Source organism: Flavobacterium sp. ov086 (assembly GCF_900187965.1).
In the GTDB taxonomy this organism is placed as follows: domain Bacteria; phylum Bacteroidota; class Bacteroidia; order Flavobacteriales; family Flavobacteriaceae; genus Flavobacterium.
This window is the reverse complement of the sequence record NZ_FZNL01000041.1, coordinates 17,064-29,755: the sequence shown is the minus strand read 5'-3', so window position 1 is coordinate 29,755 and position 12,692 is coordinate 17,064. Positions and strand designations below refer to the sequence as shown.

Below are 12,692 nucleotides of genomic sequence, written 5' to 3'. Positions count from 1 at the left end.
TGCATTCTATGATAAAAAACAAATAAATAAGGTTAAAATTCAAGATGCAAATTTATAAGTATTGATATAAGGAGTTTCTCTATTTATAACAGCGAAAACTCTGCTTATAAGTTTGCATCTAATATTATTTAAAACCAACATTGAGTTTTTACCATCCGCTTTTTTCTTATTGTAATATTCTTTTAATTGAGGGTCATATTTTAATGTTGTCATAGCGCACATTTGCAATAATGACTTCATTTTTTTATCTGCCATATGATTTACTCTCGTCCTTCCTTTTACACTGGAACCCGAACTATATTCAAAAGGAGCAACACCTGAATAACAGGCAAATTGTCTCCAATTTTTAAATGCCGTAAATCCTTTTGTAGCAATTATCAAATACACACTAGTTTGTTCCCCCAACCCTGGAATTGATTTAATAAGTTGAGCTTGTTTGCTTAATTGCTCGTTTGATTTTATTACTTCTTTGATTTTTAATTCGATTTTACTTATTGAATTTTTAATAGATTTGACTAACGATTGATTGACCTGAGATACTTCTTTGAAAATTATTTTATCAGTAAAAGCTTTGCTTTCCTTAGTCGTTTGTATAAGCAATAGGGCTTTTAGTATTTTTTCTCTCTCTGTGTAAAGGATTTTTAATTTCTGAATATCTCTACTTGATAAAGTAAATAGTTTTAATTTATCTATGTTTCTATAGCTGTAATAAGAAATATCTTTAGCATCAGTTTTGTCATTTTTTCCTCTTGAAATTCCTTTAGATTTTTTTATTTCAATAGCGGGAACAATCCATAAATCTAAATTAAGTTTTACTATAACACTTGATAAATGATTAGTATAAACACCTGTGTTCTCGCAACAAAAAAGAGTACATTCTTTATCAACTTTTCTATCCAGTTTTTTAATAAAAATAGAAATACTCTTAATATTGTTTTCTATGATAAAATGCTCTGATTTAAGAGTTAAAGCGTCAAGAATATTAATGTCTAATTTAGCTTTTGATACATCGATACCAACATAAAATAAATACTTTTTCATAACTTTGAATTTAAGATGAATAAAAATGTTGAACTTCTTTAGAGCCTTTATTAGACCGTCATGTCTATCATTCTATTTGAAGCAATTCAACGAGATTCAAGGAGAAGGCAGAGGACTAATGCACAGCATGGTTCTTAACTAGCGAAGTCTAAAGTTCACCTCTGCTTTCCTTTGAATAAAATTAAAGTTTTTTATCTAATCCAAAGTAAAGGCGAATGTCTCCTGACTTTGTACCGGCAATCCCGCTGTAGTAGGGAAACGTTAATCACTAATATGACTCAAAAACTGCTTAAATGTCTTTGACTTTTCGTATTTTTTTTTATTTTTAAATGGCGCAAAGTCAGAGACATTTGCGCAGCGTAAAGAAGAGTACTTCGTAGAGCAAGGGCAAAGATTTTATAAAAACCGAAAATAATGAAGATAAAATCAATTTTCATACTTATTTTTTTATCGCTTATCTTCACTTTTTGTGGAAAAGATTCAAAGAATAAAAAACTAAAAAAGCAGCATAGACTTACAATGGAAGTTCAAAATGCTGTAGATAGTTTGTCTTTAATTGACGAAATTCGATTACGTGGTACAAAAAGATTTGATGACTTACTAAAAGTTGCTTCCAATCAAGATCTTGTTTTCTTAACAAAGAATAAAAATCCAAAAATCAGATGTTATGCTTTTAACGGTCTAATAATAAATAAATATCCAAAACTTAAGAATGTGTTTTTTGAACATTTAAAAGACACTTCTGTCATACAAACAAGATATGAATGTACAGGTGAAAGAACAACCGTTATGAATTTTATGCTAAACTATTTTCATCCAAAAAACATAGGAGTTAAAAACAAGTTTAGTGAAGTTGAATACAATAAATACAACAAAATAGCTGAATCATATAAAAAAAATATAAAACCAGAGAAGATTGAAGATTATGAAGAAGAAATTAAAAAACTTCAGAATAATGATTTACAGTATTTTCAAGATTATTATTGGGCAGACTCTAAAGATGAAGATTTTGAAGTAAAAAGAAAACTCATAAAAAAGAATATTGAATTTGTCAAATATGAAGAAATGGTTTTAGCTACTGCATACTTTGAAGTAAATGGATGCAATTCACATTTTCCAAACATAGAAAGAAGAAATGATACAATTATCTTAAAATATCAAATGCGAAGGAAATATCCTTGCGATGAAAAACTCAGAATGATTGAAAAAATTAATTTTGTGATTTTTGATCAATATGTAACCAAAATAAAAACGATTATTGCAGAATAAAAAAACATCTGTCAACAGCCCTAAGCTCCCGCACGAATCCTTTCGTGTGATACAAAATGAAGTGAGTAACAAAGAATTAAAATCATAATAAACGAATAAAGCTCCAGATTTCTCTGAAGCTTTGTTTTTATATTTTTTATAAAATGATTATTCCGAAATTATTTATTGATTAATTTTTCAAGTCTTGCCATCATTTCATCTTTCTCTTTCAACATGCGCTCGTATAAAGCAATCTTTTCTTCGTGAAGTTTTAAAACCTCTTTTACAGGATTAAATGTTGGATGAATATTAATTGCAGAAGCTCCATCTTTAAAATCTGAAAAAGTATTAGAAATAATATTTACCGCTTGCTCTTCATCAAAATTCTTAAAAGCTTCAACAGGGATTTTTAATGAGTTTGAGATTTGTCTAAGAATATCATCTTCAATTACATCTTTTTGCTCGAGCACAGAAATTTTCTTCTGATTCCAGTCATTTCCCAGATCAAAAGCCAATGCTTCCTGTTTGATTCCAAGCATTTCTCTAAAGCGTTTAACGTTTCTACCCTGATGTATTTTCTGTTCCATAATGAATATCAATTTTTCGAAAGGCTCAAAGATAAAGCCATTTTGCTTAAAAATTTTTAATTTCAAAGATAAAAAATATACTCTAAATCCGTTTTTTTAGCTGTTAGTTAAAGTTTTTATTTTCTCTTTTCTAATTTAAGTATAACATTTCGATCTTTTGATTGATAATATTTTAATCTAACATAGGCGTTTTCATCTATCACGCCTCCTTTTGATTTAGCGTTATTGTATCCAAAGTCAGTTAAGTCAAAATCTGAAAATTCGAATTTTACATTTCGAACTTTAAATCGTTCAGTATCGTGTCCTGATGATGGCATTCCATGAAAGTCACTCACATAACCTTCTATTGATTTTAAGCCATTGTTCAAAATACTGTAAGTTCTGTATATCTTTATTGTTTGCATAATGACCAAAAACACAAAAATGATAATTGAAGCATATTTGATTATTTGCACTTTTGTAGTTTCGAAGCTTTTGCTTTGCCATAAAAGATTTTGAATCAAATTTCCTTTTCCATCTTCATTATTTCGGAGTTTATTAACTGCTATCCAGTATAAAAACAGAGGTATAACTATGAACCATGATTTTCGTATCACTTCCCAAACTCCGAAATCGTATATAATATCAAATTGTTTCATTAAAGCTTGATTTAAAATTTCCCGCTAGCGCGAGCGTCCCGCTCGTGAACACAAAGTTATTGCAGAATATTCTAAACAAAAAAAAACACCATCTTTTTTAAGTGGTGCTTTTCTTAGTAGCGGGAACAGGACTCGAACCTGTGTCCGCCGCGGCGGATATGAGCCCGACTAGTTAAATTTTAATTTTTTTTAAAAAAAAACACCAACTTTTTCAAGTGGTGTTTTTCTTAGTAGCGGGAACAGGACTCGAACCTGTGACCTTCGGGTTATGAGCCCGACGAGCTGCCTACTGCTCTATCCCGCGATGTTTCGGGTGCAAAGATACACAGTTAATACGGTTGTGGCAAGGAATTTCGAAATTATTTTTAAATAAGATTCCTTTGTTTGTAATGGATTAAAAGCTAGTTGTTTAGTTTTTGGTAATTTGAGCTTTAAACTTTATATTCCAATAATTGTAAATACGGATCTCCGTTTAAGCCAATAAATAAGCAAAAGCAGGTTCGGTTTTGTAGCCGTTTTGTTTGAGTTTGATGATTTCTAATCTAAAGTTTTCGTCTTTTACTTTCAGAATTTCATATTCAATAAGCATATGTTTGTAACCATTTTGATTTTTGGTTGGAATGTTCTGACCGAAAATTTCAATTTCAAAATCGTTTATTTTAAAGTTGGCAATAACCGTTTCCTGATTATTGATAAGTGTTTCTCTAATTTGGAATTCATTTTTACTTCCAAAAAAGGCATTGATTTTTTCTATGAGATCGGCTTTGTTTTTCCAGTAACAAATAATATCAAGATCGCTGTTTTCAATATCAATATTAATCGGAATTGTGCCAACCAAAACAGGATTAAATTCAGCTAGATTTAATAAAATTTTATTCTGAGTTAAAACTTCAAAAGCCTGAATCTGTTTTGGGTTTCCGGTTTTTAAATAGTTGATATTGTTAAAATCGATCATTTTATTTGCTATAATCTTTTTCAGATTTTATTTCGCTTTCAATTTTTTTGTTGATATTGACTTTTGCATCCGTAAAAACAAAAATGGTAGTTCCGTATTCTCGCGAATATTGGTTGGTGACTTCTCCCGAAATTTTTGCAGTATTAAAATACGGACCTGTTTCTTTTAGCTCATCACTATCTTTTTCATAATCTTTAATCCTGATAAGGTTTTTGTATGGAATACTTAGATCAAACCAGTTGACATAATCGGCATTAAAAGAAACTGCTTTTATGCCTTTTTTGGTGTAATAATTAATAGCTCCGGCTTGTCCGTAATTATCGCAAAGAACAAGGGTTTTATCTTGATTTGGAAGCGCAGCATAAACAGAATCGGTTTTGCGGGCGAGTTCTTTCCATCCCAACATATCGGCAAAATCTTGCGGCAAAGCATGATCTTTTCCGTCTTCCCAACGAAGCATATCTAGTTTTTTGTACTTCTCAGGATGTTTTACAATGTATTCCGGACTTTTATTTGGAAAAGCTAAATTGTACATCGGAATAAAAAATAATAACGGAATGATAATGAAAACAGGCTGTAGAAATCGTTTCCAGCCTGTTTTTAAAATATCGGATAAAAAAACAGCACCAAAAGCAATGTAAATAGGGTAGAGTCCAATTGCGTAATAAGCTTTGGCTTTGAAGTAAATAAAAACCAAAAGCGTTAAAATTATCGAGGCAAAAAAGAATCTGTATTTATGGAAAGGTTTGTAAAATAATAAAGCATACAAACCGGCAACAATAACAAAAAAGCCACCAATAAAAAACAATAATTGTTCTTTTAAGAATCCAATACGATCAACATTGACCAATTGTGTTTCTGCCAATTCCTTCATGTGATGTACAATTGGAAACTGATTGTTGTATTGCCACAAAAGATTCGGAAGAATCAACAATAATCCCAAAAGTAAAGCCAAATAAAGATCTTTTTTGGCTAATACTTTTCTTTGGTTTGAAAGTAAAAGTGCAGGCAAAAATCCAATTAAAAGAAATAAAATATTGTATTTATTTAGAAAACCCAAAGCGAAAACTATTGCGCCAATATAAATCCATTTTGTTTTTTCGGTTGTAAAGTATAGAATGATCACATAATAAAATCCTGTCCAACATAAAACATCTAATGAATTGGGCTGATAAAGTGTGTTGAGTCGTAATAGTGAAGAAAACAGAATACAAGTTGCTCCTAAAATCAAAGCATAGAGATTTCCTCTCAGGGTTTCAATTGCTCTCCAGACAATTAAAAGGGTCAACGCGCCAAAAAGGGCAGGGAAGAACTTTATCCAGAAAACAGAATTACCAAGTAAATATATAATATAAGAAACCCAGGATGTTACCGGAGGAACTGATAAGTAACCCCAAGCCAAATGATGTGCCTGATCAAGATGCAAATATTCATCACGCTGTAAATCATATTCAGGACTTATGAGGATATATTGTAGAGCAAATTTTAAAACAATAAACCCAATTAAAATTAAAGTTTTTTTAGTCATCGAGATTTGGTTTGGTAAGTTGTTGGTTTTGGTTAAATGATTTTATATCAGTTCTTAAAATCTATAGCTAATATATAATTTATTTTGATTTTGGAGGAAATGAAAGTTTTAAGAAATGGTGTAAAAACGAAAAAGCTCCGGATTTCTCCGAAGCTGTTGTTCTGTAATAATTATTTTATTTGAATGATTTTATCCACCACATCATTGTTTCTGCCTTATCTTTTCTTTCATTAGATTCAAAAGGATCATTTACAATTGACAAAAGCATATTGTTCAGATCGTCTTTTTTATAAGTATTGAAAAGCCAAAGTGGCATATCCCTTATGCTTTTATTCCAATTTTCCAATACCATGTTTAGAATCGATTTTAAATCTAATTCCGATTTAGGATTAACATTGACTAGAATTTTCCCTGCATACGATTGATCAAGATATAAAGTCTCGTTTCTCTCCTTATTATTAAAAACCTTAATAACACTTTCCAGAACTATTTCATCAGCTACTTTAGGCAATAACATTAAAAGTTGTCTAAGTCTCAAATCTCCTAATTTCTCGGTTAGATCAACACAAAGAAAAATTTCCTCAATTAAATCTTCCGACGATTTTGGGATTTTCATAGAATAGTTTTAGACAATTTTAATTTAAAGATAATCTTTATTCTGTTTCAGGAAATAAGTCTTTAATATTATAAAAAACTATTCTTCCAATGCAGTTTCAAATTCCATGTGATCGATCGTTTCTACTGCTGGTTGTGCAGGTTTTGAAGCTTTCAATGCATTGAATCTTTCTAATTGTTCCGTTTCTCCTTCTTCACCGCTGAAATAAGGGAAAACATCCATAATTGGAGATTCAGAAACAGCAGGAATCGAATATTCTCCCATCGTGCTTTGCATTACATGAAGCGTATTGTCATAAGCTTCTCTTACATCATTTGCCTGAACTAACAAATACATATTCGATTTTCTTTCTTTTCCGCTTTCCTCGTCATAAGCCATTAAAGAAACTTTTGATTTAAACCATCGATCTGCATTTTCAAAAGGATGAATCTCAGCATAGTTTGCCACTTTTATATTCGTGATTTTAAATTCTTCACTAATATAAGCCGCCATTTCTTCATTGATTCTTTTTTCGGCTTCGGTATAAGACAAAGCATCCACCAGATAGGGTTCTGTTAAAACTTTTTGTCCTCCGGTTTCATCTGTCTTTCTATATTTTACTTTGCATTCGTACCAAGTTGCGCTCATCTTCTTTTAATTTTTAAGGATGCCAAAGATAGATTTTACAGGAAAAAAAACTCTTAAATATTGAAATAGATATTCACAAATTTAGGTTGATTTTGGTATGGTATTGATTATTAGTGAACTGACTATTTTGTGATTGCTGTTCCAATTCTTCGACATTGTTTACTATTTCTGATGTTTTTATATGGAATATAAAGAGGAGAATTATAAAGTAGACAAAAGTTTATAATTGATTTTGAGTAGCCGGAATTATTCGAGGTAAAGACTATTTTAACTTCAGAATAATATTTTTTTTGGTGTAAGTATAACCGTTTCATAAATTTTATTATGTTTGCTAAATCGATTTAGCAACTATTGAAACCACCTTCATTTATGAAAAATATATTCCTAATCTGTTTTTTTGTTTTTACTTCTAATATGTTTCTAAATGCTCAGGAATTAAAATCTCCGGATGGAAATCTGGTTTTGAATTTCAATATAAACAATGAAGGAACACCAATTTATACTTTAAGCTTCAAAAAGAAAGAAGTTATTAAAGAAAGTAAACTAGGTTTTGTATTGAAAGCGGATATTATGCTCAATAAAGATTTTCAGATTACAGATACTAAATTTCAATCCGAAAATAATACTTGGAAACCAGTTTTAGGAGAGCAAAAAGAAATTAGAAATCAATACAATGAATTGAAAGCTGATCTTGTGCAAAACAAAAGCAAACGAAAAATTTCGATTTATTTCCGTTTGTTTAATGATGGTTTAGGTTTTAGATACGAGTTTCCAGTGCAGGATAATCTGCGTCATTTTATTATTCAGGAAGAAACTACCGAGTTTAATTTAACGGGGGATCATAAGCTTTTTTGGATTCCGGGAGATTACGATACGAACGAATATAGTTATACAACTTCTAAAATATCCGAGATGCAATCTCTGGTTTACAATGCAACTCATGTTTCGTTGGCAGCCCAAACTACGATCAAAAATCTGGCGACACAAACGCCTTTAATGATGAAGACAAACGCCGGACTTTATATTAATATCCACGAAGCAGCTTTAAAAAATTATCCGGCAATGTGTCTTAATGTCGATGATAAAACTTTTTCGCTCAGTTCGCATCTTGTGCCTGACGCTGTTGGAAATAAAGGATATATTCAAACCGGAAGTTTTACGCCTTGGCGAACCATTGTAGTGAGCGATGATGCAAGAAATATTCTGGCTTCAAAGATGATTTTGAATCTAAATGAACCTTGCAATTTTGAAGATACTTCATGGATTAAACCAACTAAATATATTGGAGTTTGGTGGGAATATTTTACAGGCGGAGGTTCGACCTGGGCATATTCGGATAATCAGGATGTTGTTATTGGAACGACTGATTTCGCCAAATTAAAACCAAATAACACACATGGAGCAAATACCAAACATGTAAAAGAATACATTGATTTTGCGGCAATAAATGGTTTTGACGCCGTTTTGGTAGAAGGATGGAACGAAGGTTGGGAGGATAATACGGCTTTCAAAAAAGAGCGTATTTATAGTTTTACCAAAGCATATCCGGATTTTGATGTAAAAGAATTAAGCGATTATGCGCGTAAAAAGAACGTGAAAATTATCATGCATCATGAAACGACTTCTTCAACTGCTGAGTATGAGCGACAATTAAACGATGCTTTAAACTTTATGGTTGATAATAATTATAATGCTGTAAAAACAGGATATGTTGGACCAATTATCCCGAGAGGAGAACATCATGACGGACAGCAAATGGTGAATCATTATACCTATGTTGCCAAAGAAGCGGCGAAACACAAAATCATGGTAGATTCTCACGAAGCGGTGCGACCAACGGGTTTACATCGTACGTATCCAAACTGGTTTGCACAGGAATCGGCACGTGGAACGGAGTTTGAATCGATGGAAGGAATTCATCCCGATCATACTACAATTTTGCCTTTTACACGATTAATGGGAGGCCCTATGGATTATACACCGGGAATTTTCCAGGGAGATTTATCCGTTTACGGAGCTAAAAAGAATAAGCTGAGTACAACACTTGTTAAACAATTGGCACTTTATGTTACGATGTATAGTCCGTTGCAAATGGCTGCCGATCTACCGGAGAATTATATGCGTTTCCCAGATGCATTTCAGTTTATAAAAGATGTTGCTCTGGATTGGGATGAAACTTATATTCTCGAAGCTGAGCCAGGAGATTATATTACAATTGCCAGAAAAACAAAAGGAAAAAAAGAATGGTTTGTTGGCGGAATTACAGACGAAAATTCACGTACGGCTTTAATTGATTTTAGTTTTCTTCCAACAGGAAAATCATATACGGCAACAATTTACGAAGACGGAAAAACGGCAGATTACAAAACGAATCCACAATCCTATAACATTCGAAAAGTAGTTGTAAACAGTAATAAAACTAAGCTAAAACAAAAACTGGCTGCAAGTGGCGGAGTTGCTATTTCAATAAAGTAAAAATGTGAAATGGCGGACGGATGACGCTGATTAAACGGATGAATACGGATTTTTTGTTTTAATCTTTTGCAAAAAAAACCTACTTAATCTGCTTAATCTGCGAGAGAAAAAATCCAGGCACAGATTAAGCACGTTTGTTATTTAAATGAGTTAAAATAATTAGCGAAAATTAGTGTAATTCGTGGCAGAAAAAAGTTTCGCACAGATTAAACAGATATTTTAAAATCATTTAAATCCTTTAATCTGTGGCAGAAAAAAAGAAAATATTAATCAGAGGATGAGATTGTTTTCGCCGTGGCGAATAAGTCTTACCTCGCAATGACATAAAAATGAGCATAAAAACTTATCCTTTACAATTTGAACCAATTTTGAAAGACAGAATTTGGGGCGGAGAAAAATTAAAAACAGTTCTTAATAAACCAATCGTTTCTGAAATTACGGGCGAAAGTTGGGAATTATCTACTGTTGAAGGCGATGTAAGCATGGTTGCCAATGGCGAATTAAAAGGAAAATCATTAACAGATTTAATTGATGATGCACCAAACGAAATTTTAGGAACAAGAGTTTACGAACGATTTGGGAAACAATTTCCTTTATTGTTTAAATATCTTGATGCTAGAGAAGATTTATCGATACAAGTGCATCCAAATGATAAATTAGCAAAAGAACGTCATAACTCTTTTGGTAAAACCGAAATGTGGTATGTAATGCAAGCCGATCCTGATGCAAGGATTATTGTAGGTTTTAAAGAAGATTCAAGCAAAGAAGAATACTTAGAAAACCTGAATAAAAAAACCTTAGTTTCTATTCTTGACGATGTAAAAGCCAAGGCCGGTGATGTGTTTTTTCTGGAAACAGGAACAGTTCACGCAATAGGAGCGGGGTTGGTCGTTGCAGAGATTCAGCAAACATCTGACATTACGTATCGTTTGTATGATTTTGATAGAGTTGATGCTCAGGGAAATAAAAGAGAATTGCATGTAGATTTGGCACTTGATGCAATTAATTATAATAAAGTAGACACGCACAAGAAATACGAAGAGACTCCAAATCAATCAAATGTAGTAGTCGATTGTCCTTACTTCACAACGAATTTCCTTCCGCTTGACGGAACAATTGAAGTTAATAAAAACGGCGAAACATTTACGGTTTATATGTGTATCGAAGGTTCGTTTGAAATTAGATTTGAGAATGTAATCTATAAATACAAAAAAGGCGATACCGTTTTATTACCTGCCAATATGCATAGTTATATAGTAAATGGTTCTGCACAGATTTTAGAAGTATATATTCATTAAGTCAAAGTTTTTGATTGAGAGGTGAGATATCCTGCAAGGTTTGTTTAACCTTGTAGGTATATATAAGTGAGGTAATTACAAAAGCACACCTGTAAGGTTTTGAAAACCTTACAGGAAGAAAAAGTAGTATTTTGATAGTGTTTTTAACGAAGTAAATTGAAAAGATGTAATCTTTTCAATGTTGCTAAAAATAGAATCACAGATTATTCATACTAAAAAATAAATACCCTTGTTTTTGGTGTTGTAAATACATTAATGGTGAAAATACCTGTAAATACTGATGATTTTGTGTTTAATTAACTCTAAAAAAATGATTAGTTCAAAAAAATAATTACAAAATCGTTTTAGTAACTATTTTTGTATATATTTGTGACACAATTAACAACAACTTAATAAAAAATTAATTCGCTAAATGAAAAAGATTACTATTAAGGATATTGCCACAGAGGCGCAAGTGTCTATATCTACTGTATCTTTTGTCATTAATGATAAAGGCGAGAAAATGGGAATCAGTCCTGCAGTAATTAAAAAAGTGCAGGAAGTTGCTGAAAAGCTCAACTACAGACCCAGCATGATTGCGACCAGTCTTAGAACCGGAAAGACCAGATCGATTGGACTTATTGTTGAGGATATTTCGAATCAGTTCTTTGCAGATCTTGCCAGAGTTATAGAAGATGAAGCTAAAAGCATTGATTACCGGGTTTTTTATTGTAGTACCGGTGGAGATAATGAACGTTCTGAAGAATTGATAAACAGTCTTTTGCAAGCTAATGTGGATGGATTTATTATTACACCAACACAGAATCTTGAGGAGAAAATTGATCTTCTTTTAAAGTTGAAAAAACCTGTTGTATTAGTCGATAGATATTTTCCGGGACAAAGAGTGAGTCATGTTGTGATGGATAACTATGAAGCTTCTAATACAGCTACAAAATTTTTGATCACTAAAGGTTCTAAAAAGATTGCAGTTGTAAATAATACGTCTGAAATGGTTCAGATGAAATTAAGAGAAGATGGTTATCGCGATGCCTTAAAAGAAGAAGGGATTTATGATGAATCACTGGTTCTTCATCTTGATTATAAAAGTAATGAAGAAAGTAAGATCGCTAATATTTTGAGTTTTTTCGAAAAAAACAAAGGTATTGACGCCGTTTTATTTTTAACCAATTATATGGGACTTGCAGGTCTTCAGGCTTTTAGGAAGATGGGGATTAGAATTCCTGAAGATATTTCGGTTATCAGTTTTGATGATCATGATAGTTTCAGATTACATACACCAACAATTACAGTTATTGCGCAGCCTATAGAGGATATTGCAGTAAAATCGATACAGTTATTAATGAGTCAAATGACTGATATGGAAAAGTTTGAAGTTGAAAAAAGCCTTAAAAAAGGCAGATTAATAATCCGGGAATCAGTTTGATTTTAACGGATAATATTTAAAAATAAAAAAGAAACGTTTTCGTTTTTTTTTAGCCATTTTACTAAATCGTTTTAGTAATTTTTAGAAGATTAAAAGTAACAATCAGTTATTTTTTTTGGTCTGTTTACTATATCGATTTCTTAAAATTAGAAAAATGTTTACATCGCTATTAAGTCATAGTATTTAGAGATGGAGATCTCTGGATACCATATTAAACTGAGTTAAAATTTTATTACTAATTATTGAACAATCATGT

11 protein-coding genes and 1 tRNA gene are annotated in these 12,692 nt (G+C 31.6%); 4 read left to right on the top strand and 8 right to left on the bottom strand.

Annotated elements, in window-relative coordinates; genetic code table 11:
- Window positions 1–39: 39 nt before the first annotated feature.
- Window positions 40–1,041 carry a transposase gene (locus tag CHB81_RS25980; protein ID WP_089353376.1) on the bottom strand — a complete coding sequence of 334 codons (1,002 nt, stop codon included), beginning with the start codon at window positions 1,039–1,041 and terminating at the stop codon, window positions 40–42.
- 414 nt (window positions 1,042–1,455) lie between these two features.
- On the opposite strand from CHB81_RS25980, the gene CHB81_RS25975 reads away from it, so the two are divergent.
- Window positions 1,456–2,310 (top strand): hypothetical protein, encoded by an 855-nt coding sequence (locus CHB81_RS25975; RefSeq protein WP_089354721.1) that lies wholly within the window; start codon window positions 1,456–1,458, stop codon window positions 2,308–2,310.
- 158 nt (window positions 2,311–2,468) lie between these two features.
- Here the strand turns inward: CHB81_RS25975 and CHB81_RS25970 are convergent, their stop codons facing one another.
- The 7 genes from CHB81_RS25970 to CHB81_RS25940 form a co-directional block, all read right to left on the bottom strand.
- Entirely contained in the window at window positions 2,469–2,876 is a 408-nt protein-coding gene (locus CHB81_RS25970) for a helix-turn-helix transcriptional regulator (protein WP_089354720.1), read from the bottom strand.
- Window positions 2,877–2,992: 116 nt separating this feature from the next.
- On the bottom strand, window positions 2,993–3,514 hold the full coding sequence (locus tag CHB81_RS25965) for a hypothetical protein (RefSeq protein ID WP_089354719.1): 522 nt from the start codon (window positions 3,512–3,514) through the stop codon (window positions 2,993–2,995).
- 231 nt (window positions 3,515–3,745) lie between these two features.
- Window positions 3,746–3,818: transfer RNA gene (locus tag CHB81_RS25960), tRNA-Met, on the bottom strand.
- Between the two features lie 168 nt (window positions 3,819–3,986).
- Window positions 3,987–4,469 (bottom strand): DUF4269 domain-containing protein, encoded by a 483-nt coding sequence (locus CHB81_RS25955; protein WP_254921280.1) that lies wholly within the window; start codon window positions 4,467–4,469, stop codon window positions 3,987–3,989.
- Between the two features lies 1 nt (window position 4,470).
- Entirely contained in the window at window positions 4,471–5,997 is a 1,527-nt protein-coding gene (locus CHB81_RS25950; RefSeq protein WP_089354718.1) for a glycosyltransferase family 39 protein, read from the bottom strand.
- Between the two features lie 175 nt (window positions 5,998–6,172).
- The gene (locus CHB81_RS25945; RefSeq protein ID WP_089354717.1) at window positions 6,173–6,613 is read right to left on the bottom strand and encodes a hypothetical protein; all 441 of its coding nucleotides are present in this window, start codon (window positions 6,611–6,613) and stop codon (window positions 6,173–6,175) included.
- A 78-nt stretch (window positions 6,614–6,691) separates the two neighbouring features.
- Window positions 6,692–7,240 (bottom strand): DUF4494 domain-containing protein, encoded by a 549-nt coding sequence (locus tag CHB81_RS25940; protein ID WP_089354716.1) that lies wholly within the window; start codon window positions 7,238–7,240, stop codon window positions 6,692–6,694.
- A gap of 369 nt (window positions 7,241–7,609) precedes the next feature.
- Between CHB81_RS25940 and CHB81_RS25935 the strand changes: the two genes are divergently transcribed.
- The 3 genes from CHB81_RS25935 (at window position 7,610) to CHB81_RS25925 (ending at window position 12,436) form a co-directional block, all read left to right on the top strand.
- Window positions 7,610–9,715 carry a glycoside hydrolase family 97 protein gene (locus tag CHB81_RS25935; RefSeq protein ID WP_089354715.1) on the top strand — a complete coding sequence of 702 codons (2,106 nt, stop codon included), beginning with the start codon at window positions 7,610–7,612 and terminating at the stop codon, window positions 9,713–9,715.
- Window positions 9,716–10,044: 329 nt separating this feature from the next.
- Entirely contained in the window at window positions 10,045–11,013 is a 969-nt protein-coding gene (locus CHB81_RS25930; RefSeq protein WP_089354714.1) for a type I phosphomannose isomerase catalytic subunit, read from the top strand.
- A gap of 412 nt (window positions 11,014–11,425) precedes the next feature.
- Complete coding sequence (locus tag CHB81_RS25925) at window positions 11,426–12,436, top strand: LacI family DNA-binding transcriptional regulator (protein ID WP_089354713.1); 1,011 nt, start codon at window positions 11,426–11,428, stop codon at window positions 12,434–12,436.
- Window positions 12,437–12,692: the final 256 nt, after the last annotated feature.

Excerpts from the sequence above, each read along its gene's own strand:
- CHB81_RS25975 (WP_089354721.1), top strand. The coding sequence starts at position 1,456 with ATGAAGATAAAATCAATTTTCATACTTATTTTTTTATCGCTTATCTTC.
- CHB81_RS25940 (WP_089354716.1), bottom strand. The coding sequence starts at position 7,240 with ATGAGCGCAACTTGGTACGAATGCAAAGTAAAATATAGAAAGACAGAT.
- CHB81_RS25935 (WP_089354715.1), top strand. The coding sequence starts at position 7,610 with ATGAAAAATATATTCCTAATCTGTTTTTTTGTTTTTACTTCTAATATG.
- CHB81_RS25965 (WP_089354719.1), bottom strand. The coding sequence starts at position 3,514 with ATGAAACAATTTGATATTATATACGATTTCGGAGTTTGGGAAGTGATA.
- CHB81_RS25930 (WP_089354714.1), top strand. The coding sequence starts at position 10,045 with ATGAGCATAAAAACTTATCCTTTACAATTTGAACCAATTTTGAAAGAC.
- CHB81_RS25955 (WP_254921280.1), bottom strand. The coding sequence starts at position 4,469 with ATGATCGATTTTAACAATATCAACTATTTAAAAACCGGAAACCCAAAA.
- CHB81_RS25970 (WP_089354720.1), bottom strand. The coding sequence starts at position 2,876 with ATGGAACAGAAAATACATCAGGGTAGAAACGTTAAACGCTTTAGAGAA.
- CHB81_RS25945 (WP_089354717.1), bottom strand. The coding sequence starts at position 6,613 with ATGAAAATCCCAAAATCGTCGGAAGATTTAATTGAGGAAATTTTTCTT.
- CHB81_RS25925 (WP_089354713.1), top strand. The coding sequence starts at position 11,426 with ATGAAAAAGATTACTATTAAGGATATTGCCACAGAGGCGCAAGTGTCT.
- CHB81_RS25950 (WP_089354718.1), bottom strand. The coding sequence starts at position 5,997 with ATGACTAAAAAAACTTTAATTTTAATTGGGTTTATTGTTTTAAAATTT.
- CHB81_RS25980 (WP_089353376.1), bottom strand. The coding sequence starts at position 1,041 with ATGAAAAAGTATTTATTTTATGTTGGTATCGATGTATCAAAAGCTAAA.